At 73.6% G+C, this 23,709-nt stretch carries 25 protein-coding genes and 1 riboswitch; of the genes, 11 read left to right on the top strand and 14 right to left on the bottom strand.

Going from position 1 to position 23,709, the window contains the following annotated elements:
- Positions 1-56: 56 nt before the first annotated feature.
- Positions 57-150, top strand: a riboswitch (TPP riboswitch).
- The 3 genes from thiM (at position 144) to thiD (ending at position 2,415) form a co-directional block, all read left to right on the top strand.
- Positions 144-938 carry a hydroxyethylthiazole kinase gene (gene thiM / locus O2V63_RS14050; RefSeq protein WP_269168182.1) on the top strand — a complete coding sequence of 265 codons (795 nt, stop codon included), beginning with the start codon at positions 144-146 and terminating at the stop codon, positions 936-938. (Overlaps the previous riboswitch by 7 nt.)
- On the top strand, positions 935-1,600 hold the full coding sequence (gene thiE, locus O2V63_RS14045) for a thiamine phosphate synthase (protein WP_269168181.1): 666 nt from the start codon (positions 935-937) through the stop codon (positions 1,598-1,600). The genes thiM and thiE overlap by 4 nt, the downstream gene beginning before the upstream one ends.
- The gene (gene thiD, locus O2V63_RS14040; protein WP_269168180.1) at positions 1,597-2,415 is read left to right on the top strand and encodes a bifunctional hydroxymethylpyrimidine kinase/phosphomethylpyrimidine kinase; all 819 of its coding nucleotides are present in this window, start codon (positions 1,597-1,599) and stop codon (positions 2,413-2,415) included. The genes thiE and thiD overlap by 4 nt, the downstream gene beginning before the upstream one ends.
- A gap of 15 nt (positions 2,416-2,430) precedes the next feature.
- Here thiD and O2V63_RS14035 read toward each other — a convergent pair whose 3' ends face one another.
- Together O2V63_RS14035 and O2V63_RS14030 are read right to left on the bottom strand one after the other, a co-directional pair.
- Entirely contained in the window at positions 2,431-3,369 is a 939-nt protein-coding gene (locus tag O2V63_RS14035; RefSeq protein WP_269168179.1) for a tetratricopeptide repeat protein, read from the bottom strand.
- A gap of 61 nt (positions 3,370-3,430) precedes the next feature.
- The gene (locus O2V63_RS14030; RefSeq protein WP_269168178.1) at positions 3,431-4,765 is read right to left on the bottom strand and encodes a DNA polymerase IV; all 1,335 of its coding nucleotides are present in this window, start codon (positions 4,763-4,765) and stop codon (positions 3,431-3,433) included.
- 31 nt (positions 4,766-4,796) lie between these two features.
- On the opposite strand from O2V63_RS14030, the gene O2V63_RS14025 reads away from it, so the two are divergent.
- From O2V63_RS14025 to O2V63_RS14015, 3 genes are read left to right on the top strand one after another with little or no spacing between them, the layout of a single operon-like run.
- Entirely contained in the window at positions 4,797-5,402 is a 606-nt protein-coding gene (locus O2V63_RS14025) for a class I SAM-dependent methyltransferase (protein ID WP_269168177.1), read from the top strand.
- Complete coding sequence (locus tag O2V63_RS14020) at positions 5,399-5,857, top strand: cupin domain-containing protein (protein WP_269168176.1); 459 nt, start codon at positions 5,399-5,401, stop codon at positions 5,855-5,857. The genes O2V63_RS14025 and O2V63_RS14020 overlap by 4 nt, the downstream gene beginning before the upstream one ends.
- A gap of 8 nt (positions 5,858-5,865) precedes the next feature.
- Positions 5,866-6,390, top strand: coding sequence for a DUF488 domain-containing protein (locus tag O2V63_RS14015; RefSeq protein WP_269168175.1), 525 nt, complete (start codon positions 5,866-5,868; stop codon positions 6,388-6,390).
- Position 6,391: 1 nt separating this feature from the next.
- Here O2V63_RS14015 and O2V63_RS14010 read toward each other — a convergent pair whose 3' ends face one another.
- The 8 genes from O2V63_RS14010 to rpsF form a co-directional block, all read right to left on the bottom strand.
- Entirely contained in the window at positions 6,392-7,258 is an 867-nt protein-coding gene (locus O2V63_RS14010) for a GmrSD restriction endonuclease domain-containing protein (RefSeq protein WP_269168174.1), read from the bottom strand.
- A 106-nt stretch (positions 7,259-7,364) separates the two neighbouring features.
- Complete coding sequence (locus O2V63_RS14005) at positions 7,365-7,955, bottom strand: hypothetical protein (protein ID WP_269168173.1); 591 nt, start codon at positions 7,953-7,955, stop codon at positions 7,365-7,367.
- Positions 7,956-8,059: 104 nt separating this feature from the next.
- On the bottom strand, positions 8,060-8,590 hold the full coding sequence (locus O2V63_RS14000) for a GNAT family N-acetyltransferase (protein ID WP_269168172.1): 531 nt from the start codon (positions 8,588-8,590) through the stop codon (positions 8,060-8,062).
- 5 nt (positions 8,591-8,595) lie between these two features.
- Positions 8,596-9,966 carry a replicative DNA helicase gene (gene dnaB / locus O2V63_RS13995; protein WP_269168171.1) on the bottom strand — a complete coding sequence of 457 codons (1,371 nt, stop codon included), beginning with the start codon at positions 9,964-9,966 and terminating at the stop codon, positions 8,596-8,598.
- Between the two features lie 563 nt (positions 9,967-10,529).
- Positions 10,530-10,976 carry a 50S ribosomal protein L9 gene (gene rplI / locus O2V63_RS13990; RefSeq protein WP_269168170.1) on the bottom strand — a complete coding sequence of 149 codons (447 nt, stop codon included), beginning with the start codon at positions 10,974-10,976 and terminating at the stop codon, positions 10,530-10,532.
- An 11-nt stretch (positions 10,977-10,987) separates the two neighbouring features.
- The gene (gene rpsR / locus O2V63_RS13985) at positions 10,988-11,224 is read right to left on the bottom strand and encodes a 30S ribosomal protein S18 (RefSeq protein WP_036333041.1); all 237 of its coding nucleotides are present in this window, start codon (positions 11,222-11,224) and stop codon (positions 10,988-10,990) included.
- A 32-nt stretch (positions 11,225-11,256) separates the two neighbouring features.
- Positions 11,257-11,769, bottom strand: a complete 513-nt coding sequence (locus O2V63_RS13980) for a single-stranded DNA-binding protein (RefSeq protein ID WP_269168169.1) — start codon at positions 11,767-11,769, stop codon at positions 11,257-11,259.
- Positions 11,770-11,771: 2 nt separating this feature from the next.
- Positions 11,772-12,059, bottom strand: a complete 288-nt coding sequence (rpsF, locus tag O2V63_RS13975) for a 30S ribosomal protein S6 (RefSeq protein ID WP_036333081.1) — start codon at positions 12,057-12,059, stop codon at positions 11,772-11,774.
- Positions 12,060-12,230: 171 nt separating this feature from the next.
- On the opposite strand from rpsF, the gene O2V63_RS13970 reads away from it, so the two are divergent.
- Positions 12,231-13,046, top strand: coding sequence for a deoxyribonuclease IV (locus tag O2V63_RS13970; RefSeq protein WP_269168168.1), 816 nt, complete (start codon positions 12,231-12,233; stop codon positions 13,044-13,046).
- Here the strand turns inward: O2V63_RS13970 and O2V63_RS13965 are convergent.
- Positions 13,001-14,428 (bottom strand): glycosyltransferase family 87 protein, encoded by a 1,428-nt coding sequence (locus O2V63_RS13965; RefSeq protein WP_269168167.1) that lies wholly within the window; start codon positions 14,426-14,428, stop codon positions 13,001-13,003. The two genes, O2V63_RS13970 and O2V63_RS13965, sit on opposite strands and share 46 nt — an antisense overlap.
- Before the next feature lie 115 nt (positions 14,429-14,543).
- Positions 14,544-17,015 (bottom strand): transglycosylase domain-containing protein, encoded by a 2,472-nt coding sequence (locus O2V63_RS13960; RefSeq protein WP_269168166.1) that lies wholly within the window; start codon positions 17,013-17,015, stop codon positions 14,544-14,546.
- A gap of 373 nt (positions 17,016-17,388) precedes the next feature.
- Here O2V63_RS13960 and O2V63_RS13955 point away from each other — a divergent pair, with 373 nt between their 5' ends.
- From O2V63_RS13955 to O2V63_RS13945, 3 genes are all read left to right on the top strand, one after another.
- Positions 17,389-18,015: a PadR family transcriptional regulator gene (locus O2V63_RS13955; protein ID WP_269168165.1), complete on the top strand. Its 627-nt coding sequence runs from the start codon at positions 17,389-17,391 to the stop codon at positions 18,013-18,015.
- Positions 18,016-18,095: 80 nt separating this feature from the next.
- Positions 18,096-19,175, top strand: a complete 1,080-nt coding sequence (locus O2V63_RS13950; RefSeq protein WP_269168164.1) for an inositol-3-phosphate synthase — start codon at positions 18,096-18,098, stop codon at positions 19,173-19,175.
- Between the two features lie 86 nt (positions 19,176-19,261).
- Positions 19,262-20,026, top strand: a complete 765-nt coding sequence (locus O2V63_RS13945; protein ID WP_269168163.1) for a hypothetical protein — start codon at positions 19,262-19,264, stop codon at positions 20,024-20,026.
- A gap of 132 nt (positions 20,027-20,158) precedes the next feature.
- Here the strand turns inward: O2V63_RS13945 and O2V63_RS13940 are convergent, their stop codons facing one another.
- Positions 20,159-20,830, bottom strand: a complete 672-nt coding sequence (locus tag O2V63_RS13940; protein ID WP_269168162.1) for a YqgE/AlgH family protein — start codon at positions 20,828-20,830, stop codon at positions 20,159-20,161.
- A gap of 109 nt (positions 20,831-20,939) precedes the next feature.
- Here O2V63_RS13940 and O2V63_RS13935 point away from each other — a divergent pair, with 109 nt between their 5' ends.
- Complete coding sequence (locus O2V63_RS13935) at positions 20,940-22,265, top strand: MFS transporter (RefSeq protein ID WP_269168160.1); 1,326 nt, start codon at positions 20,940-20,942, stop codon at positions 22,263-22,265.
- Here O2V63_RS13935 and O2V63_RS13930 read toward each other — a convergent pair whose 3' ends face one another.
- The gene (locus O2V63_RS13930; RefSeq protein WP_269168159.1) at positions 22,266-23,696 is read right to left on the bottom strand and encodes a CCA tRNA nucleotidyltransferase; all 1,431 of its coding nucleotides are present in this window, start codon (positions 23,694-23,696) and stop codon (positions 22,266-22,268) included.
- Between the last annotated feature and the right edge of the window lie 13 nt (positions 23,697-23,709).

Raw genomic sequence — 23,709 nt, 5'->3', positions numbered from 1 at the left:
AACCGCAGCTCAGCGACCCGTCGGTGGAAGGGCCGCCGGGAGCGGTGTTAGCGTCGGGGGCTGACACGGGGTGTCCCACCGGGGACTGAGAGCACACCCGTCGAACCTGCTCCAGTTGGTACTGGCGAAGGGATGTCACGGCGATGGACGCCATCGATCTGCGCGCTGCCGGCACGGCCTTGCGCGACTCCGCACCCCTGGTGCACTGCCTCACCAACACGGTCGTGCAGACGATCACCGCCAACGCGCTGCTGGCGATCGGCGCGGCACCGGCCATGGTCGACGACCCGGCCGAGGCCGGTGAGTTCGCCGCCGTCGCCTCCGCGGTGCTGGTCAACGTGGGCACGGTGCAGCAGCGCACCGCCGAGGCGATGCGGCTCGCCGCCCGCACCGCCGGCGAGGTGGGCACCCCGTGGGTGCTGGACCCGGTGGCCGTCGGCGGGCTCACCTTCCGCACCGGGCTCGCCGCCGACCTGGTCGAGCTGCGCCCCACCGTCGTCCGGGGGAACGCCTCGGAGGTGCTGGCCCTGGCCGGCGCCGGCAAGGGCGGCCGTGGCGTGGAGAGCACCGACTCCCCGGAGGCTGCGCTGGAGACGGCCCAGGAGCTCGCCCGCCGGACCGGCGGCGTCGTCGCGGTCAGCGGTCCGGTCGACGTCGTCACCGACGGGGACCGGGTCGTCCGGGTGGGAGGCGGCTCCCCGCTGCTCACCCGCACCACCGGCGCCGGCTGCGCGCTCGGCGGCATCGTCGCCGCCTACGCCGCCACCACCGGTGACCCGCTCATCGCCGTGGTCGCCGCCCACGCGCACGTGGCGCTGGCCGCCGAGGCCGCCGCCGGGCTCGCCGCCGGGCCGGGCACGTTCGCCGCGCTGTGGCTGGACGCGCTGGACGCGGTCGACGGCGACGCACTCGCCCGCGCCGACGTCCGCAGCGCATGAGGGCCGACTTCGACCCCCGGCTCTACCTGGTCACCGACACGCTGCTCTGCGCGCCCCGGTCGGTGCCCGAGGTGGTCGCTGCCGCCGTCTCCGGTGGGGTGACCGCGGTCCAGGTGCGGGACAAGACCGCCGGCCGCCGCGACCTGCTGGCCCTCACGCGCGCGGTGCAGGAGGTGCTCCGGCCGACCCCGCACGTCCGGCTCTTCGTCAACGACGCCGTCGACGTCGCGCTGCTCACCGGGGCCGACGGCGTACACGTGGGCCAAGAGGACCTGCCGGCCGCCGACGTCCGGACGCTGCTGGGGCCCGACGCCCTGATCGGCGTCTCCGTCGGCAGCGCGGCCGAGCTGGACGACGTGCTCGCCCTCCCCGCCGGCACCGCCGACCTGGTCGGGCTCAGCCCGGTCTGGTCGACGCCGACCAAGCCGGACGCCGGCACCGCCCTGGAGCTCACGGGAACCCGCGCGCTGGCCACCCGGGCCCGCGCCGGGGGCCTGCTGTCGGTGGCCATCGGCGGCATCTCCGCCGCCACGGCCGCCGCGGTGGCCGGCACCGGAGTCGACGGCATCTGCGTGGTCTCCGACATCTGCGCCGCCACCGACCCGGCGGCCGCCGCCCGCACGCTGCGCGCCGCGATGGCCGGGGAGCTGGTGGCCCGATGACCGCGGCAGTGGCGCTGACCGTCGCCGGCAGCGACCCCAGCGGCGGCGCCGGCATCCAGGCCGACCTGAAGACCTTCAGCGCGCTCGGCGTCTACGGCACCGCGGTGCTCACCGCACTCACCGCACAGAACACCCGCGGCGTCACCGGGGTGCACCAGGTGCCGGCCGACTTCGTCGGCGCGCAGCTGGCCACCCTGCTGGGCGACGTGACCGTGCACGCCACCAAGCTCGGCATGCTCGGCACCGCGGACGTCGTGCGGACGGTCGCCGCCGCGCTGGCCGACCGCCCGGGCGGCCCCGTGGTCTGCGACCCGGTGATGGTGGCGACCAGCGGCGACCGGCTGATCTCGGAGGAGGCGGTGGACGCCGTCCGCACCGACCTGCTGCCGGTGACCGACCTGCTCACCCCGAACGTGCCCGAGGCGGCGGCCCTGCTGGACGTGGCGCCGGCGACGACGGTCGAGGAGCTGGCCCCGCAGGCCCGCGCGCTGCTGGAACTCGGGCCGGCGGCGGTGCTGCTGAAGGGCGGGCACCTGGGCGGGGGCGAGAGCGTCGACGTCCTGGCGACGGCGGCCGGGGTGCTGGAGACCCGGCGTCCGCGGGTGGCGACGTCGTCGACCCACGGCACCGGCTGCACGCTGTCCTCGGCGCTCGCGGCGCTGGCCGCCCGCGCACGGCTCGCAGGGGACGAGCTGGACTGGACGCCGCTGGTCGACGGGGCCCGGGACTACCTGCAGGCCGCACTCGAGGCCGGGGAGTCCCTCGGCGTCGGCTCCGGGCACGGGCCGGTGCACCACTTCGCCGGCCGCTGGTGAGCCGACCCCGCTGACTCAGCTGTCGCCGAGGACCTCGCGCAGCACCCGGGCGGCCAGCTCGTCGCCGCCGGCGGCGGCGATGGAGAAGTGCTCGACGGCGGAGTCGACGTCCCCGGTCTCCAGCAGCAGCACGGCCAGGTTGTGGTGGGCGTGCAGGTCACCGCCCTCCACCCCGGCCCGGTAGGCGGCCTCGGCGGCGACGGCGTCGTCCAGCTCGTCGCGGTACAGGTTGCCCAACGGGAGCCAGGTCGCCACCTCGCCACGGGCCGCCCCCCGCTCCAGGACCGCCCGGGCCTCCTCGACCCGTCCGGTGCTGCGCAACAGGTCGGCCAGGCCGGTACGGGCGTGCTGGTGGTGGTCGGCGCCGGCCCGCAGCTCCGGCTCCAGAGCCCGGTCGTGGCTCTCCTGCCAGCGCCAGCAGGCCAGGGTGGCGCGGGCCACCGGATTGCCGGCATCCGCAGCGACCTGCGCCCAGTGCCAGGCGGCCAGGTGCCGCCCGGACGACCGCAGCAGGTACGCCAGCTCCAGCGCCGCCGGGTGCGCGCCGCGCTCGGCAGCCACCCGGAACGTCCGCTCGGCCTCGGCCGCCCGGTCCTGGCCCTGCAGCGCCACGCTCAGCGCAGCCCAGCCTCCCGGCTCCCCCCGGTCCACCGCGGTCCGGGCGGCGGTCTCCGCCTCCGACCAGCACCCCAGCCGCAGCAGCGCCCGCGCCAGGTCCAGCCAGGCGTCGTCCCGGCCGGCATCGGCCGCCCGGCGGTACGCCACGGCGGCCTCCGCCCAGCGTCCGAGGACGCCCAGGCAGGAGCCCAGGTGGCGGAGGGCGACCGGGTCGCCGTGCGCTGCCGCCGTCCCCAGGAGCTCGACCGCCTGCTCGTGGTCGCCCAGGTCGGCGAGCGCGCAGCCCCGGTCGACGAGGACGTCGACGTCGGGGAGGTTCTCCGGGTCCAGGGGCACGTCGGCAGTCTGTCGTGATCACCGGGTCGGGCGCATGCCCCGAAGGGGCGGGCCCACCCGTTCAGGGGGTCCAGTCCGGCGGGTCGGCCGGCTGCAGGTCCGGGTCGTCGGCGGCCAGCGTGCGCACCGGACCGGGCGTCGTGCGCGGGCCCTCGAACCGGACGGTCACCCGGTTGAGCCCGCTGCCCCACACCCAGCCGGAGCCGAGGTCGGGGTGGACGACGTCCTGTCCCGGGTACCAGGCGACGACGGCGGGGCCCGGCGCTGGGTCGGCCGGCAGCTCCGCGGGCTCGACCACCTCGACGGGCTCCACCGCCTCGGCGGGCTCGGCGAACAGGTCGCCCTGCGCGTACGGCGACAGCCCCGAGACGCCGACGCCGAGCAGCCGCAGGCCGCCGCTGCGGTCGACGGCGCCGAGCAGGCGGTGGGCGACCTCGGCGATCTGCCGCGGGTCGTCGACGGCGTGGGCCAGGGTCTGCGACCGGGTGAGGGTGCTGAAGTCGTAGCGGCGGACCTTCAGCGTCACGGTGCGCCCCGAGGTGCCCGAGCGCTGCAGCCGGCTGCCCACCCGGGTCGCCAGCGCCTCGATCTCGGTGGCCAGCCGGGCGGGGTCGGTCAGGTCGCGGGCGAAGGTCTCCTCGGCGCTGACCGACTTGGCCTCCCGGTCGGTGACCACGGGCCGGTCGTCGTCCGCGCGGGCGAGCCGGTGGAGCCCGGCGCCGTGCGCCTGGCCGACCAGGCTGGTCAGGTCGACCAGCGACAGCCGGTGCAGGTCGCCGATGGTCTTCACCCCGATCTGGGCCAGCCGCTCGGCCGTCGCCGGCCCGACGCCGCCCAGCGCACGCACCGGCAACGGGTGCAGGACGGCGAGCTCCTCCCCGGGCCGGACGACGGTCAGCCCGTCCGGCTTGTCCAGCTCGGAGCCGATCTTCGCCACCGCCTTCGAGGTGCCGATCCCGACCGACCCGGTGACGCCGCCGGTGGCGACGGCGATCCGGGCCTTGAGCTCAGCGGCCAGCGCGGTGACCCCGGGGACCGAGAGGTCGTGGTCGCCGGCGGCCAGGTCGACGTAGGCCTCGTCGATGGAGACCGGCTCGACCAGCGGGGAGAGCTCGCGCAGCAGCCCCATCACCACCTCCGACGTCCGCCGGTAGGCGGCGAAGCGGCCACCGAGGAAGGCGGTGCCCGGCGGGCAGAGCCGGCGCGCCTCGGCGGTGGGCATCGCGCTGCGGGCGCCGAACGCCCGGGCCTCGTAGGAGGCGGTGGAGACGACGCCGCGGCCGCCCGTGCCCCCGACGACGACCGGCCGGCCGCGCAGGGAGGGCTTGTCCCGCTGCTCGACGGCGGCGAAGAACGCATCGAGGTCCAGGTGCAGGATGCTGGGCTCCCGACGCACGCCCTCCATGATGCCGCGCGATGATGACCGCATGGTCGAACAGAGCAGCTGGAGCCGGATGGCCCAGGAGGACCCGGCGCACTCCGACGCCTACGTCGAGCGGTTCCGCCGGCTGGCCGCCCAGGGCGCGGACCTGGCGGGGGAGGCGCGACTGGTCGACGCGTTGCTGCCGCGCGGCGCCCGGGTGCTGGACGCCGGCTGCGGTCCCGGCCGGGTCGGCGCCGTCCTGTTCGCCGCCGGGCACGAGGTGGTCGGGGTGGACGCCGACCCGGTGCTGATCGCCGCCGCCGAGGCCGACCACCCCGGGCCCCGCTGGCTCGTCGGTGACCTCGCCGAGCTGGACCTCCCTTCCCTGGGCATCGCGGAACGGTTCGACGGGATCGTCTGCGCCGGCAACGTGATGGCCTTCCTCGCGCCGAGCACCCGGGGCGAGGTGCTCCGCCGGCTGCGCACCCACCTGCGCCCGGACGGGCGGGCGGCGATCGGCTTCGGCGCCGGGCGCGGCTACGCCTTCGAGGAGTTCCTGGCCGACGCCGACGGCGCCGGGCTGACCCCCGACGTGCTGCTGTCCACCTGGGACCTGCGGCCCTGGTCCCCGGACGCCGACTTCCTGGTCGCCGTCCTGCGTCCGGCATGACCCTGCTGCCCGACCCGGCGACCTTCTCCCGGCGCGCGGACCAGCGGTCGGCGGGCCGGACCCGGTTCGTCGCCACCGGCGCGCAGACCCGCAGGGACTTCGGGCTGTTCGAGGTGACCCTGACCCCGGGCGGCAGCGGCCCCGGGCCGCACCTGCACCGCACGTTCAGCGAGTCGTTCCACGTGCTGGAGGGGTCGCTGGCGGTGCTGGCGAACGGCGAGTGGACGACGGCGCACGCCGGTGACCTGGTCTACGTGCCGCGCTCCGGGGTGCACGCGTTCCGGTCGGTGGGCCCGGACGTCGGGGCCCGGTTCCAGATCCTCTTCACCCCCGGCGTCCCGCGGGAGGAGTACTTCGAGGGGCTGCTGGAGCTGCACGCCGGCGGGCGGACCCCGTCCCCTGCGGAGATCGACGAGTTCGCGCTCCGGCACGACCAGCTCAACCTGCGGGACTGAGCCCGACCGTGCCGCTGCTGACCGTCGGCCACGGGCCCGAGGACCAGGCCCGCCTGCTCGCCCGGCTCTCCGGCGCCAGGGTGGAGCAGCTCGTCGACGTGCGGCGGTTCCCGGGCAGCCGGGTCAACCCCGACGTCCGGCGCGAGGCGCTCACCGAGTGGCTCCCGGCGGCGGGCGTCGCCTACCGCTGGGAGGAGCGGCTGGGCGGTCGGCGTCGGCTGCCCGCGGACGAGCCGGCCGCCGACGGCTGGTGGACGGTGGCCCAGTTCGCCGCGTACGCCGCGCACACCCGCACCACCGAGTTCAGCGACGCCCTGGACGAGGTGCTGGCCGCCGCGGCCGACCGCACGGTGGCGGTGATGTGCAGCGAGAGCGTGTGGTGGCGCTGCCACCGGCGGCTGATCGCCGACGTCGTCGTGCTGGGCCGGGAGCTGCCGGTGGACCACCTGATGCCCGACGGCCGGCTGACCCCGCACCGCCCGGCCGAGGGCGCCGTGCGCGGAGCCGACGGGTCGGTGCGCTGGCCGGGGTGAGTCACTCGCAGGCGGTGCCGTCCCCGTCGCCGTCCATCCGGTCGGACCACCCGGGGTCGCCGCGGTGCAGGGGTGCCGCGCCGGCTGCCCGAGCGGCGTCGCAGTCGGCGAAGGGCTCGACCGTGGTGGACGTTCCCGCGGGAACGTCCACCACGGTGGACGTCGGGACGGGCTCACCTCGGCAGGTGTCCAGTACCCGGGCGATGGCGTCGTGCTCGGCCTGGGTGACCCACAGGCCGTACGTGGCCTTCACGGCGACCTGACGGGCGACGTAGGCGCAGCGGTAGCCGCGGTCTGCCGGCAGCCAGGTGGCGGCGTCGCCGTCGCCCTTCTGCCGGTTCGCCGCGTAGTCGACGGCCAGCAGGTTGAGCGGGTCGTTGGCGAAGGCGGTGCGCCGGGCCTCGTCCCAGCCGAACGCGCCGGTCTGCCAGCCGTTGCTGAGCGCGACGACGTGGTCGATGTCGACGCTGCTGCCATCGCCCTTCTCGAACGCGATGGTCTGGGCGGTGTACGGGTCGACCAGGGTGCCGCTGCCCACCACGCAGTCCTGGGTGCCCGGCCGGAACTGCTCCTGCGTCAGGTCGCGGGCCAGCACGTCGTTGCGGGTGTCGCAGCCGTTGCGGTCGACGTCGGCCCAGGTGGCGCCGAACTCGTTCCGGTCGTAGCCGGTCTTCGCCGCGCGGCCCTTCACCGGGAGCGTGGCCAGCACGTCGGTGGCGGACTGACCAGCCGTGGGGGCGACGGAGGGCGACTGCTGGGCGGCCTCGGAGACGGTGTCCGCGCCTGTGGCGGCCGGGGTGTCGGCCGGTGCGCAGGCGGCGGTGCCGAAGACGGCGAGCGCGGCCAGCGCGGTGATGCGGTGTTTCACGTGGAGCCCCCGGGAGTCGGCCAGCCCCGACGGTAGGTTCCGTGCGGCCCGGATCGGCGGACCTGCCGGGCGCGCCGGGCGACGTGTCGCCGCCCGGCGCAGGGGATCAGCCCCGGCCACCCCGGCCGTTGCCGTTGCCGTTGCCGTTGCCGGTGGCGTCAGCGGTGCTGGCGCCCTCGACGGCCTCGGCACTGTCAGCCTCGGGGGCGGGAGCGGGCTCGTTCTTGCTCGCCTTGTTGCGTGCGGCGGAGGAGACGGCCTGGCCGTGCTCCCGGCCCGTCGCGAAGGTGGACTTCGCGACCGACGAGACGACCTGTCCGTGGTTCACCGGGGCCGACGGCTCGGCCGGCACCTCGGGGGCCGTGGGCTCCTCGGTCTCCTCCGGCGCCGGCTCCGGCGTCGGCTCGGCGGTCGGGTCGACCGTGGGCTCCTCGGTCTCCGGCGCCTCGGGGGCGGGGGTCGGCTCCGTGGTCTCCGGGGCCTCGGTCGGGACTGCGACGTCCGCGGGGTCGGCGACGTCGGTGTTCTCCGTGGTGCTGACCTCCGACGTCGTCGGCTCGGCAGCGGCGGTGACCACCTGGGTGGTCACGGCAGCGCCGCCACCGGCCACGACGACGGCGGTCGCGCCGGCGGCCACCTTGGCGGCCAGCGAGGCGGAGACGGCCTTGGCGAGCAGGCCGGAGAGGAGCGAGAGCACAGGTGACCTCCAGGTCGTGGATCGAGCGTTGCCTGGAGCATCGGCAGCAGGGTGCCGATCGTTGAGTCGCCCGGGTCTCGTATCCCCGATCGGGTGTACGGCGGTCAGCGGGGGAGCGGGACCCAGTACCGCCGTGCCCGGCCCAGCTCGGTGTCCCGGATGTCCTCCAGGAGACCACCCGCCCGCTCGATCACCCGAGCCGAGGCCTGGTTGCCCTCGTCGCAGGTGATGAGCACCTGATCCAGACCCATCGCACGGGCCCGGTTCAGCACCTGGCCCAGCGCCCAGGTGGCCAGGCCACGCCGGCGGGCCGAAGGGCGGATGCCGTACCCGATGTGACCGCCCGCCCGGAGCAGGAAGTCGTTGAGCTGGTGGCGCAGCGCGATGGCCCCCAGCACGGTGTCGCCCTCGACGATCCACCAGTAGGTGCAGTGCACGCGCCCCTCGGCGATGGGCCGCTCCGGGTCCGACTCCTCGCGCAGCCGTTCGACCCAGGCCGCGAAGCCCTCAGGCGTCTCGACGTCGTCCTCGGGCCGCAGGCCGGCGCCGTCCTCAGGCACCCCGGCGCCCCACTCGCGGTGCGCGGCGAGCCAGGCGACGTGCAACCGCGGAGTCGGCTCGACCAGTTCGGGCACGGGGATCAGTTGGCCATGTCGACGAAGCGGCTGTAGTGACCCTGGAACGCGACGGTGACGTTCGCGGTGGGGCCGTTGCGGTGCTTGACCAGCATGATGTCGGCCTCGCCGGCCCGCGGGGACTCCTTCTCGTACATGTCCTCGCGGTGGATCATCATCACCATGTCGGCGTCCTGCTCGATCGAGCCGGACTCACGGAGGTCGGAGAGCATCGGCTTCTTGTCCTGACGCTGCTCCGAGCCACGGTTCAGCTGGCTCATCGCGATCACCGGCAGCTCGAGCTCCTTGGCCAGCAGCTTCAGCGCACGGGAGAACTCCGAGACCTCCTGCTGACGGCTCTCCACCTTCTTGCCCGACGTCATCAGCTGCAGGTAGTCGATGACGATGAGCTTGAGGTCGTTGCGCTGCTTGAGCCGCCGCGCCTTGGCCCGGATCTCCATCATCGTCATGTTGGGGGAGTCGTCGATGTAGAGCGGGGCGTCGGCGATCTCGCCCATCCGGCGGGCGAGCTTCGACCAGTCCTCGTCCGACAGCGTGCCGGCACGCATGTGGTGCAGCGGCACCTTCGCCTCGGCCGACAGCAGACGCATGGTGATCTCGTGCTTGCTCATCTCGAGCGAGAAGATCGCCGCCGGCATGTGGTGCTTCACGGTGGCCGAGCGGGCGATGTCCAGCCCCAGCGTGCTCTTGCCGACACCGGGGCGGGCGGCGATGACCACCATCTGGCCGGCCTGCAGGCCGTTGGTGAGCTCGTCGAGGTCACGGATGCCGGTGGGGACGCCCCGCGCCGTGCCACCCCGGGAGGCGATCGCGTCGAGCTCGTCCATCGTCGGCTGCAGGACGTCGGCGAGGCGGGAGTAGTCCTCGCTCATCCGCTTCTCGGTGACGTCGTAGATCTCCTGCTGGGCGCGGTCGACGATGTCGTCGACATCGCCCTTCCCACCGGCTGCGCCGTAGCCGAGCTGGACGACCCGGGTGCCGGCCTCGACCAGCCGCCGCAGCACCGCCTGCTCCGCGACGATCGCCGCGTAGTACCCGGCGTTCGCCGCGGTCGGGGTGGAGGCGATGAGCGTGTGCAGGTAGACCGCGCCCCCCATCTTCGACAGCTGGTCGGTGCGGTTCAGCTCCGCGGCGACGGTGATGGCGTCGGCGGGCTCACCCCGGCCGTACAGGTCGAGGATGACGTCGAAGACGATCTGGTGGGCCGGGCGGTAGAAGTCCGGGCCCGCCAGGACCTCGACCACGTCGGCGATCGCGTCCTTGCTCATCAGCATGCCGCCCAGGACCGACTGCTCGGCAGCGACGTCCTGAGGGGGCTGTCGGTCGTACTCCGGAGCCGTGACCCTCGGCCTGCTGATGTCGTCGACGACCGCCACGCTGATGTTCTCCTCGTCCCCTGCTCCTGCTGCCGCTCGAACGTGCGTTCGGACAACAGCTACCACCGGGCGCCGACAGTTCGTGCCCGGCGGTAGCTGGGGGTGACGTTAGGAAGCCAGGAGGGGGCACGTCCAACACCGCTGTGCACGCCGATCTGCACAACTTGTGGACAAGTCGGTGGACAGGGGCGGTCACCGTGTGGAGACCGTGGTGGACCCGCGGACGTCGCGTCCCCGCCACCCCCTCGTCACCTGCGCCGGAGCCTGTCCCGGGGTGTGGACGGAAGAAATCCCGCAACTCGTCGCAGAACACGCCGCCCGGGCGTGTCGGCGGATCCCCGCAGGTCACACGCGTAACGGGTCGACGGCAGGGGCGCCGTCCCCGAGGCTCGGCCGTGCTGCGCGGTGCCGCACGGGTCGGTGGCGCCGTTCACCTGCCGTCCACGGAGGGCCGGCGCCCGTGTCGACACGGGAGGACGCCCAGCAGGCCCCGGGAACGCCACGAGGGGCGCCGGACCGGAGTCCGACGCCCCTCGTGGGCAGTGCTGTGGAAAGCGGCCCGATCAGCCGGCGACGACGTCCACGGTCACCGGCACGGACACCTCGGGGTGGACCCGCACCGTGACGGTGTGGGTGCCGAGGCTCTTGATGCTGCTGGGCAGCTCGATCCGGCGACGGTCGAGCTCCGGGCCACCGGCCGCGGTCACCGCGGCGGCGACGTCGGCGGTGGTGATGCGGCCGAAGAGACGGCCACCGTCACCGGAGCGGGCCGGAAGCGTGACGGTCAGCTGCGACAGCTGACCGGCGACCGCCTGGGCCTCCTCGAGCGAACGCACGTCGCGCGCAGCGCGCGCCCGGCGCAGGCTGTTGACCTGCTTCTCGGCACCTCGGGTGGCCAGCATGGCCAGCCCGCGGGGCAGGAGGTAGTTGCGGGCGTACCCGCCCTTGACCTCGACGGTGTCGCCGGAGGACCCGAGACCGGTGACCTCCTGCGTGAGGATCAGCTTCATGGTGCTCATGATCAGCGCGCCGTGGAGGTGTAGGGCAGCAGTGCCATCTCGCGGCTGTTCTTCACGGCCACGGCGACGTCACGCTGGTGCTGGCTGCAGTTGCCGCTGACGCGGCGGGCACGGATCTTGCCGCGGTCGGAGATGAACTTCCGCAGCAGGGTCGTGTCCTTGTAGTCGATGTAGGTCGCCTTGTCCTTGCAGAACTGGCAGACCTTCTTCTTGATCTTGCGGGGGGGAGGCTTGGGCACTGGGTTCTCCAGAGATCAGTACAGAGGGGGGATCAGAAAGGCGGTTCGTCGGACGACGCCGGCGGGGTGGACCAGGGGTCGCTCGCTCCGCCACCGGAGAAGCCACCACCACCGCCACCGCTGCCACCGCTGTTGCCGCCGCCACCGCCGAACCCGCCGCCGCCACCGCCACCCTCGCTGCGCGCAGCGCGGGTGACCTTGGCGGTGGCGTACCGCAGAGAGGGGCCGATCTCGTCGACCTCCAGCTCGATGACGGTGCGCTTCTCGCCTTCCTTCGTGTCGAAGGACCGCTGCTTCAGCCGGCCCGACACGATGACCCGCGAACCGCGGGTGAGCGACTCGGCGACGTTCTCCGCCGCCTGGCGCCAGACGTTGCAGCGGAGGAACAGCGCTTCGCCGTCCTTCCACTCCTGCGACTGACGGTCGAAGGTGCGGGGCGTCGAGGCGACGGTGAAGTTGGCGACGGCGGCGCCGGACGGGGTGAACCGCAGCTCCGGGTCGGCCGTCAGGTTCCCGATGACGGTGATGACGGTCTCGCCGGCCATGGTCAGTGAGCCTCGGGGCGCATCAGCTTGGTGCGCAGGATGGACTCGTTGAGGTTCAGCTGACGGTCCAGCTCGGCGACGGCGGCCGGCTCGGCCTGGATGTCGACGATGGCGTAGATGCCCTCGGCCTTCTTGTCGATCTCGTAGGCCAGCCGGCGGCGGCCCCAGATCTCGGTCTTGACGGTGCCACCGGAGTTGGTGACGACGGTCAGGAAACGATCCAGGCTGGGAGCGATGGTGCGCTCCTCGAGCTCAGGGTCGAGGATGATCATCAGTTCGTAGTTACGCACGGAGAACCCCACCTCCTCTGGTCTCAGCGGCCGCAGGGTGTCTGCAGCAGGAGGGTCGTACATGCGTCGCGCGCCCGGACCTGCTCGGAGCAGGGGAGGACGCGCACCGGACAGGCTACCAGTGCGTTCTCCCCGATGTGCCGCGCAGCGGGGAGGCCTAGTCTCCTCCGCGTGGCTGAGCAGCTGATCGGCGTGCACGTCGGACCGGGCCTGACCGAGGAGAACGAGCTGGCCGACGGCGGTCCGCTGGCCCGCGCCGCCGAGCTGGACGCCGACGCGGTGCAGGTGTTCCTCGCCGATCCCCAGGGCTGGAAGGCGCCGAGGCCGCGCCCGGACGCCGAGGCGCTGCTCGGCTCCGACGTCGCCGTCTTCGTGCACGCCCCCTACGTGCTCAACGTCGCCTCGACGAACAACCGGATCCGGATCCCCAGCCGCAAGCTGCTCGGCCAGCACGCCCAGGCGTCGGCCGCCGTCGGGGCCCAGGGCATGGTCGTGCACGGCGGGCACGTGCTGGCGGCGGACGACCCGTCGGCCGGGGTCGACAACTGGCGCAAGACCTTCGCCCGGCAGGCCGACGAGGGCGGCTTCGGCGTCCCGGTGCTCATCGAGAACACCGCCGGCGGGGACAACGCGATGGCCCGCGAGCTCGACGCCGTCGCCCGGTTGTGGGAGGCCGTGGGGGAGTTCGGCGCGGGCTTCGTGCTGGACACCTGCCACGCCTGGGCCGCGGGCTGGGACCTGACCCGGGTGGTGGACGACGTCCGGGCGATCACCGGCCGGGTCGACCTGGTGCACCTGAACAACAGCCGCGACCCCGCCGGCTCCGGTCGCGACCGCCACGCGCCGCTGACCGCCGGGGAGATCCCGCTGGAGCTGCTGGTGGGCGTGGCCCGCGCCGCCGGCGCCCCCGTCGTCCTGGAGACCCCCGGGGACACCGCAGGTCACGCCGAGGAGATCGCCCTGCTGCGCGGAGCGCTCGCCGGCTGAGGCGTGCGCCGCAACGTGAACCGGTCGGGGGCCTGGTCCAGGACGCCGCCGGCGGGGTCGTCGGTGCCCGGCCAGCTGCGCCGCACCAGGTCCCGGTCCGGTGACCACACCTCCCGGACGACCAGCGCCATCAGGACGAGGACGGCGACGTCGCGCACCACCACGGCGAGGTAGAACCACTCGACGTCCACACCGTTCTCGTCCGCCCCCAGGTAATAGAGCATGGTCATCACCCAGACCAGCACCTCGGTGGCCTGCCAGAGCAGCAGCGAGCGCCACCGCGGTCGCGCCAGCACGGCCAGCGGCAGCAACCACAGCGAGAACTGCGGGCTCCACACCTTGTTCAGCAGCAGGAAGGCCGCGACCAGCAGGAACGCCAGCTGGGGCAGCCGGGGGCGCAGCGGGGCCGCCAGGGCCAGCCAGGCCACGGCCGCGGCCGACAGCAGCAGCACGACCGCGACGGTGGCGTTGAGCACCGACGGCGTCTGACCCTCGGCCAGCGGACCGTCCAGGATCCGGTCGCCGGTCAGGTCCAGGGCGATCGCCCAGACGCTCTCCGGGTTCGCCGGCCGGACGTCGCTGAAGGTGAAGAACCGGGCCCAGTTCTCCGGCGCGGCGAGGGCGACGGGCAGGTTCACCGCCAGCCAGGCCAGCCCGGCGGCCACGATCGCCGACAGCCATGCCCGCAGCCGGCCGGCGCGCAGGCACAGCACGAAGAGCACGCCGAGGACGATCACCGGGTAGAGCTTCGCCGCGACCCCCAGCCCGATCAGCACCCCGGCGAGCGCCGGGTGCCGGCGTGCCCAGGCCCACATCCCGAGCGTGGTCAGGGCGATGGCCAGCAGGTCCCAGTTGGTGAAGGCGTGCACCAGCAGCAGCGGCGACAGCGCGACCATCGCGGCGTCCCAGGGCCGGCGGCCGGCCAGCCCCAGCACGCCGCGGGTGACCAGGAGCGCCAGTGCCGACAGCAGCAGACAGGTGACGACGTAGAAGCTCGCCACCGGCACGGTGGAGACGCCCGCCGCCAGCCCGTCCCAGCCTCGCGCGACCACCGCGGCGAGCTGCATCAGCGCACCGGTGAGCACCGGGTACTCGACGGCGGAGTCGAGGTAGGGCACCTGCCCGTCGCCGATCCCATGGGTGAAGAACAGCGCGACGGGGTCGCTGTAGCAGAAGTGGGTGTACTGCTTGCTGCCCGTCCAGTTGCCGGTGGCGCACGGCGCCTGCTTGGCCCAGGCCAGCCCGAGCACCACCACGGTGAACAGCAGGCACACCCGCAGCGGCGTCCAGAAGCGGGCGCGCCCGGTGACGGCGTGCCGACCCCAGGGACCGCCCACCGCCTCGCTGGCCTGGACCGCCACCGGGTCGGTCCAGGACGGCACGATGCGGTCCGGCCCCGGCGGCGCAGACACCTCGGGCCCGCCCCCCAGCCGATCGGCCGGGACGGACGGGCCCGTCGGTGTCGCACTCACCGGGTCAGTCTGCCTGCTGCCCCGATCAGCCGTTCGGGCCCGTGGTGGGCGGTCCCGGCGACGACGACGTCGGGGCCGGGGGGACCGGCGGCGTCGAGGTGACGGGCTCCTCCACCTCGGGCGCCTCCGTGACCGGAGCCGAACTGCTGCTCGGCGCCCTGCTGGGGGCCGGAGCCTGGCTGGTGACCGGTGCCGGCTCCGGCGCGGGCGCCTCGCTCGTGGTCGGGGCGGGGGCCTCCGTCGTCGGCTCCGGGATGCTCCGGTCCGGGTCGCCCTCGATCAGCGCCTTCGACGGGAGCGGCTGCTCCGGCGTGCCCTCGAGCACGGTGTTCATGAACTGCTGCCAGATCTCCCCCGGCAGCCCCGACCCGTAGATGATGTTGCCCCGGGAGTTGACGATGGCCTCGGTGCCCTTGGTCCCGACCCACACCGCGGTGGAGATCGACGGCGTGAAACCGACCATCCAGGCGTCGGAGTTGTCCGTGCGGTTGCTGCCCTGGGTGCCGGTCTTCGCCGCGACCGGCCGGTTGCCGTCCAGTGGGAGCTTCGAGCTCTCGGCCACGTCGGTCAGCGCGAACGTGACGTCGTTGGCCACCTCGGGCGAGATCGCCTGCGTGGAGGCGGTCGTCCCCGTGCCCAGCACCGTCCCGGCGCTGTCGGCGACCGAGGCGACGAAGTGCGTCGCGCGCTGCACCCCACCGGCGGCGAAGGTGGCGAAGCCGGCGGCCTGCTGGATCGGGCGGACCGCGTACTCCCCGATGCCGATCGAACCACCGGTGGTGTTGGTCTTCGGGATGCTGAGCGTCTCGAACCCGGTCAGGTCCGTGGGCACCGTGGGGTCGTTCTGGTTCGGGTCCCACGTCGCCGGGAGACCGGCGATCTCCCGGGCCGTCTCGGCGACCACCTCGGGGCCGACCTCGTAGGCGAGCCCGTAGTACGTGGTGTTCAGCGACCTGGTCATCGCCTCCTTGAGCGTGCAGTTGCCGCACTGCGCGTTGCCGGAGTTGACCACCGGCAGCCCGGGCCGGTCCTCGAACTCCTGCGGCGAGCTGCCGTCGCGACGGGTGTCGACGCTGAAGCCGTTCTCCAGCGCGGCAGCCAGGGTGTAGGGCTTGAACGACGAGCCGGGCTGCTTGAGCGCCTGCGCGTAGTCGGTGGTGTCGACCGCAGCGTCCTCACTGCTGCTCAACGCGTTGCCGTAGTAGGCCAGCACGCCGCCGGTCCCCGGGTCGACCGCGACCAGCGCCTCCTGCAGGTTCTGCGGCTCACCGGCCATCACCTCGTTCACCGCGGCGACCGCGGCGTCCTGCTTGGCCTTGTCCACGGTCGTGGTGATCCGCAGACCGGCGGAGTAGATGTCGTCGCGCGAGTAGCTGAACGGCTGCCGCTCCAGCTCGTCGAGGACCTGGCGCACGATCAGCCCCTGCGGGCCCTCCGGGATGCCGGAGCTGCTGCCGGTGTTGGGCAGGATCGCCGGGTAGGCCGCGGCCTCGCGTGCCGCGGCGTCCAGCCAGCCCTGCTCGACCATCGCGTCCAGGACCAGGCCCCAGCGCTGCTGGGCACCCTCCGGGTTGGTCTCCGGGTCGTTGGCGCTGGGGTTCCGGATGAGCACGGCGAGCACAGCGCCCTGCTCGGGGGTGAGCTGCGCGGCGGGCACCCCGAAGTAGGTGTTGGCCGCCGCCTCGATGCCGTACGCCCCGCGGCCGAAGTAGATGGTGTTGAGGTAGTTCTCGAGGATCTGCTCCTTCGAGTACTCGTTGTCCAGCTTGACGGCGAGGAAGAGCTCCTTGAACTTCCGGCTGAACGTCTGGTCGGAGGTCAGGAAGGCGTTCTTCACGTACTGCTGGGTGATGGTGGAGCCACCCTGGGTCGAGCCACCGGTCAGGTTGTTCCACGCCGCCCGCACGATGCCGGTGAAGGAGATGCCCGGGTCGGTGTAGAAGGCCCGGTTCTCCGCGGCCAGGATGGCGTTCTGGGCCGGCTCGGAGATCTGCGCCAGGGTGACGTTCGTCCGGTTCTCGTTGCCCAGCCGGGCCATCTCGGTGACGCCGTCGGCGTAGTACACGACCGTCGTCTGGTCGTTCTGCACCGACTCCGGCGTGGGCACCTCGGTCGTGGCGTAGACGACGCCGACGAAGACGCCCAGCAGCACCAGCATGCTCAGGAACAGCCCGGCGAGCACCTTCAGCCAGCGCCGGCGCTTCGGCTTCGCACCCTTCTTCCTGCCACCACCGGGCGGCCGGCTGCTGCCCCCGGGCCGCCGTCCACCCGTCGGCGGCTTCACCGGGGGACGGCCACCACCACCGCCGCCACCGGACCGGGCCGCCGGACGCCCACCACCGTCACGGGACGCCGTCGTCCGGGCCCGGGCGGCCGGCGGGCGGCGGACACCGCCGGCACCACTGCCGCCGGAGCCGGCGCGGGCCCGGGCCGGCGGGGGACGGCGGACCGCGCCGCCACCAGGGGTGACGCGGGCGGTCTCGTCGTGGGGAGGCACGCGGTGGGCCCCTTCCTGCAGGTCGTGGGTGCTCAGGCGCCGGACTGCTCGCGGTGCCTGCGCGCCCAGGGTGGCGTCTTCAGCTGTGTGTCGGCTGGGAGCGCGTCAGCTCAGCCGGGCGGGACGACGCCTGGCGGCGGTCCTCGCGTGGTGCGCGTCCCGGCGACCCAGTGCGTGGTCCACCACCGAACGACGTCCGGGCACGGCCGCCAATGTACGCACTGACCAGCGGTTCACGACCTCCTCCACAGGTCGACATGGGACGGGTGGGACACCCGTCAACTGACTGTCCGACTTGCGCGCAGTACAGCGCTCAGATGTATCGTGCCGATACATCGATCCGGTGAACGCCGGCAGACCAGGAGGTGGCGCCGTGCTCGAGTTCGCCATCCTGGGCCTGTTGCAGCAGTCGCCGATGCACGGTTACGAGCTCCGCAAGGAACTGGCCGCCGTCCTCGGGGGGCTCCGCTCGATCTCCTACGGCTCGCTCTACCCGGCGCTCAAGCGCCTGCAGGTGGCCGGCCTGATCGCCAGCGACGACCCGACCCCGCGGTCCCTGCTGCCCGCCGACGCCCCGGCGCTCACCGGCCGGCGCGGGAAGGTCGTCTACGCGATCACCGCCGAGGGCAAGGAGCGCTTCGCCGACCTGGTCAGCCAGACCGGCCCGGAGGCATACGACGACGAGGGCCGGTTCGGCGTCCACCTCGCCTTCTTCCGGCACACCGCCGCCGACGTGCGGCTGCGCATCCTGGAGGGCCGCCGACGCACCGTCGAGCGCCAGCGCGACCGGCTGATGGACTCCCTGCGCCGCACCCAGGAGAAGCTCGACCGCTACACCCTCGAGCTGCAGCGGCACGGTCTGGACTCGGTCGACCGCGAGGTCCGCTGGCTCACCGAGCTCATCGACAGCGAGCGCGACGACGCCGCCCGGGCTGAGCAGTCGCCCACCCAGACCCCCCCAGCGCAGTCGCCCACCCCGCCGGACGACGGCACCACCTGAGCTGCACCACCCGAACCACTGCACCGCACCCATCGCACACAGTCCGGACCCGGCTCGGGTCCGTCGGAGGGAGTCAGTCCATGGCATCGGTCAAGGTCGCCATCGTCGGCGTCGGCAACTGCGCCGCGTCGCTCGTCCAGGGCGTCGAGTACTACCGGGACGCCGACGAGACCGCGTCGGTCCCCGGCCTCATGCACGTCCGGTTCGGCGACTACCACGTCTCCGACGTCGAGTTCGTCGCCGCGTTCGACGTCGACGCCAAGAAGGTCGGCCGCGACCTCTCCGAGGCGATCGTCGCCAGCGAGAACAACACCATCAAGATCGCCGACGTGCCGCCGCTGGGCGTGACCGTGCAGCGCGGCACCACCCTCGACGGGCTGGGCAAGTACTACCGCGAGATCGTCGAGGAGTCCGACGACCAGCCGGTCGACATGGTCACCGCGCTGCGGGAGTCCGGCGCCGACGTGCTGGTCTGCTACCTCCCGGTGGGCTCGCAGCAGGCAGCGGAGTTCTACGCGCAGGCCGCGCTCGACGCCGGCGTCGCCTTCGTCAACGCGCTGCCGGTCTTCATCGCCGGCACCAAGGAGTGGGCGGACAAGTTCACCGCCGCCGGGGTGCCGATCGTCGGTGACGACATCAAGAGCCAGGTCGGCGCCACCATCACCCACCGGGTGCTGGCCAAGCTGTTCGAGGACCGCGGCGTGCAGCTGGACCGCACGATGCAGCTCAACGTCGGCGGCAACATGGACTTCAAGAACATGCTCGAGCGGGAGCGCCTGGAGTCCAAGAAGATCTCCAAGACCCAGTCGGTCACCAGCCAGGTCGACCGGGACATGGGCAAGGGCAACGTGCACATCGGCCCGTCGGACCACGTGCCGTGGCTCTCGGACCGCAAGTGGGCCTACGTCCGCCTGGAGGGCCGCGCGTTCGGTGACGTCCCGCTGAACCTGGAGTACAAGCTCGAGGTCTGGGACTCCCCGAACTCGGCCGGCATCATCATCGACGCCGTCCGGGCCGCGAAGATCGCCCTGGACCGCGGCATCGGCGGACCGATCCTGTCCGCGTCGTCCTACTTCATGAAGAGCCCGCCGGAGCAGTACAGCGACAGCGAGGCCCGGGACGCCGTCGAGGCCTTCATCCGCGGCGACATCGAGCGCTGACAGCAGGAGCACCGAACGGCCCGCACCCCTCACCGGGTGCGGGCCGTTCCGCGTCCGGGCCCCGGCCCGGCTCCTAGTGTTGGGGCATGCAGCTGCGTCGCCCGCCCCTGGTCGTGCCCTCCCTGCTGGTGGCACTGGCCCTGCTGGCCGGGTGCGGGGAGGACGAGACCGTCCAGCGCGTCCCCGGCGACCCGGTGACCACCCAGGAGGCCGAGGTCCTCGGTCAGGTGCTCGCCGCCGACCTCGAGGAGGGCGGCGCCGACTTCGAGGTGACCGCCCCCTACGCCGAGGGCGCCGTCCTCACGCTCACCGGCGAGATCGACTTCACCGAGGGCATCGGGCGGGCGCAGGCCGTCACCAGCTACGCCGACGGGCGCCCCGAGGACACCCGCACCCTCTTCTTCACCGGTGCGGACCTCTGGCAGGGCGACGTCCCCGGACTGACCGAGGCGCTGGAGGACGCCGGCCTCCCGCCCGCCACCTACGTGCGCCGCCCGATCGCCACCACGCAGGCCGGCGGCACCGCCTCGCTGCTGGACGTGCTGGTCCAGATGGTGCCCAAGCTCGCCGCCCCGACGGCGGACGACCCGCGGTCCTTCGCGGGCTACACCTGGGCGGGCAGCCGGTCGATCAACGGGGAGCTGGCCTCGGTCTTCCAGAACCCGACGGGGACGACGATCGCCGTGGCCGCCGACAGTGAGCTGCTGGTTCAGTACTCCACCACGCTGCAGGACGTCCCGGTCACCATCACCCTGGCCGACCACGGCGAGCGGGAGATCACGCTCCCGGCCGACAGCGACACGGTGAGCCTCACGGAGCACCCGGAGATCGCGGCGGCGCTGGGCCTGTAGCCACGCCGGGCCGGAGACAGAGCAGGAGGGGGCGGCCTCTTCCCCAGGTCGCCCCCTCCTGCGGTCCCCTTCCTACCAGGCCGTGACCGGATCCGGGAGTCGACACGCGGTCATGACTGCCCGGGAGCCGGTTCAGTTGGCGGAGGGGTCCGCCGGGGCGGTGGATAGCACGGCCAGCCGGCCCGACTGGCGGCGCAGCACCGACCGCCACAGCTCCGGCCCGGATGCGCCGGTCAGCACGTCGGCGGGGATCCCGGTGACGCAGGCCCAGGCGCCCTCGGCCAGCTCGCCGGCCAGCTGCCCGGCCGACCACCCGGCGTAGCCGGCGAACACCCGCAGACCGCCGATCTCGCCGTCCAGCTCTGCCGGGTCGCTGTCCAGGTCGACCAGGTGCACCGCGCCCGCGACCTCACGGAGCCCGCTGTCGTCCGGCAGCGGCGTGCTGCCCCGGCGGGTGGCCAGGCACAGGGCGGTGTCGGCCTCGCAGGGCCCGCCGACGTGGAAGACGCCCGGCTCCACGGCCAGCTCCGACCACCCCGGCAGCACGTCGCCGATCCGGACCTCGCTGGGCCGGCCGAGCACGACGCCGATGGTGCCGGTGTCGGCGTGGTCCAGGACGTAGACGACCGCCCCGGCGAAGGTGGGGTCGGTCAGGGCCGGCATCGCGACCAGCAGGGAGCCCGGCCGGACGTCGTCCAGTGAGCCGACCGACAGGGCCGGTACGCCGGTACGCCGGCCCCGCCCCGCAGCCTGGCCGGCGGCGGGACGACCTTCGGGATCGGGTGACGAGGGCACCGGGTTCATCGCCTCCCAGTGTGCATCAGGGACGAGCCGGAGGGGTGGCCCATCGGCCTGCCTCCTGGCCGCCCGACCTCGGCTGCCGCCCGGCCACCGGCGACGTAGTGTGGCTGGGATGCAGCAGGCGCCCACCACCGTGCGTCATCTGTTGCTGCGCGCCGACTTCCGCCGGCTGCTGGCCACCCGGCTGTCCTCGCAGTTCGGCGACGGCGTCTTCCAGGCCGCGCTGGCCGGCACGGTGCTGTTCAACCCGCAGCAGGCCACCGACCCCATCGACGTCGCCGCCGGGTTCGCCGTCCTGCTGCTGCCGTACTCGCTGGTCGGCCCGTTCGCCGGGGTGTGGCTGGACCGCTGGAGCCGTCGGCAGGTGCTGCTGGTCGCCAACGTGGTGCGCGCGCTGCTCGTGGTGGCGGTCGCTGCGCTCGTGCTGGCCGGGATCCAGGGAATCGGGTTCTACGTCGCCGGGCTGTTGGTGTTCTCGGTCAACCGCTTCGTGCTCTCCGCGCTCTCCGCCGGGCTGCCGCACACCACCGACGCACCCTCGCTCGTCTCGGCGAACGCGCTGTCCACGACGTCCGGGGCGGTGGCCGGCGTGCTGGGCGGCGGGGTCGCCATCGGCGCGACCGCGCTCGTCGGCTCCGGTAGCGGTGGCTACGCCGGTCTGGCCCTGGCCTCGGCGATGCCCTACCTGGTGGCCTCCGCCATCGTCTCCCGCTTCCCGCGCGGCCACCTCGGCCCCGACCACCTCAGCCTGGCCGCCACGGTGAGCGCCCGCGACGTGCTGCACGGGATGGTGGCCGGCGCCCGGCACATGCTGGCGCACCCGCCGGCGACGGCCATCCTGTCGGTGATGGCGGTGCACCGGCTCCTGTACGGGCTGCTGACCCTCATGACGCTCCTGCTCTACCGCAACTCCTTCGCCGACGTGACCGGCCTCTTCCCGGGCGGGCTGGCCGGCCTGGGCCAGGTGCTGGCGGCCGGCGCGGTCGGCACCCTCCTGGCGGCCGCGGTGACGCCGTGGGCGGTGCGCCGGTGGGGCAAGGCGGCCTGGGTGGTCGGGCTGCTGGTGCTCGGCGGCACCGGCCAGCTGGTGCTGGGCGGGGTGTTCCGGCCGGCGGCGATCGTGGCCGCCGTCCTCGTGCTGGGGTTCGTCGCGCAGGGCATCAAGATCTGTGTCGACACCACGCTCCAGGAGGCGGTGGACGACGACTTCCGGGGCCGGGTCTTCTCCGTCTACGACACCCTGTTCAACGCCACCTTCGTGGCGGCGCTGCTGGCCGGGGCGTTCCTGATGCCGGCGTCGGGGGTCAGCTGGCCCCTGCTGATCGGCATCGCCGCCGGTTACCTGCTCACCGCCGTGGTGTTCAGCCGCTGGGCCCGCGCCGAGGCCCGGCGCACCGACGACGCCCCGCTCGCCCTGCGGGTCTCGCTCACCCCGTAGTCAGCTGACCTGGCCGCGGGCCCGCCACCAGGCGAGCAGCTCGGCCTCGGCCTCCTCGGGCTCCAGCGGCCCGCGCTCCAGGCGCAGGTCCTTGAGGAAGCGCCAGGCCTCGCCGACCTCGCGACCCGGCGGGATCTCCAGCAGCTCCATGATCCGGTTGCCGTCCAGGTCCGGCCGGATCCGGGAGAGGTTCTCCTCCTCCGAGAGCACCTGGATCCGCTCCTCCAGCGAGTCGTAGGTCGCCGACAGTGCCGCCGCCCGCCGCCGGTTGCGGGTCGTGCAGTCGGACCGGACCAGCTTGTGCAGCCGCGGCAGCAGGTCACCGGCGTCGGTGACGTACCGGCGGACGGCGGAGTCGGTCCACTCCCCGCTGCCGTACCCGTGGAAGCGCAGGTGCAGGAAGGTCAGCCGGGACACCGCCTCGACGACGTCCTTCGGGTACTTCAGCGCGAGCAGCCGCTTGCGCACCAGCTTGGCGCCGACCACCTCGTGGTGGTGGAAGGAGACCCGGCCGCGCGGCTCGTGCCGGCGGGTGGCCGGCTTGCCGATGTCGTGCAGCAGCGCCGCCAGCCGCAGCACCAGGTCGGGGGACTCCGCAGCAGGGTCGGCCTCCTCCAGCGCGATCGCCTGGTCCAGCACGGTCAGCGAGTGGACGTAGACGTCCTTGTGCTGGTGGTGCTCGTCGATCTCCATCCGCAGCGCGGACAGCTCGGGCAGGACGACGTCGGCCAGGCCGGTGGAGACGAAGAGGTCCAGCGCCGGGCCGGGGGCGTCGCCCCGCAGCGTGCGGGAGAACTCGTGCTGCACCCGCTCGGCGGTGATCCGGCCGAGCTCGGGAGCGAGGGCGGTCATCGCCTCGACCACCTCGTCGTCCGGGGTCAGCCCCAGCTGGGCGACGAACCGGACCGCACGCAGCATCCGGAGCGGGTCGTCGGCGAAGGAGTCGACCGCCCGGCCCGGAGTGCGCAGCCGCCGTGCCAGCAGGTCGCCCAGCCCACCGAAGGGGTCGGTGACCGTGCGGTCGGGGCCCAGCGAGACCGCCATCGCGTTGACGGTGAAGTCACGCCGGGCCAGGTCGTCGGCGAGCGAGGTGCCCCAGGCGACCTCCGGGTTGCGGGACTCCCGGTCGTAGCGGTCGGCGCGGAAGGTGGTGATCTCCACCCGCTCGCCGCGCACCTCGGCGCCGACCGTGCCGAAGGCGATGCCGGTGTTCCACGTGGAACTGGCCCAGCCCCGGAGCACCTCGAGGGTCTGCTCCGGGCGCGCGTCGGTGGTCAGGTCCAGGTCGCCGGTGGGCAGCGGCCGTCCCGTCCCGGCCGCCAGCAGCGCGTCGCGCACCGAGCCGCCCACGAGGTGCACCTCGTGGCCGGCGGCGGAGAACCGTTCGCCGAGGGCGACCAGCACGGGGGAGACCTCGACGAGCTCGCGCACCGTCTGCTGCACC

This window comes from Modestobacter sp. VKM Ac-2977, assembly GCF_026968045.1.
Taxonomy (GTDB): domain Bacteria; phylum Actinomycetota; class Actinomycetes; order Mycobacteriales; family Geodermatophilaceae; genus Modestobacter.
The sequence above is the reverse complement of the archived record's forward strand: the minus strand, read 5'-3'. Positions and strand labels throughout refer to the sequence as shown.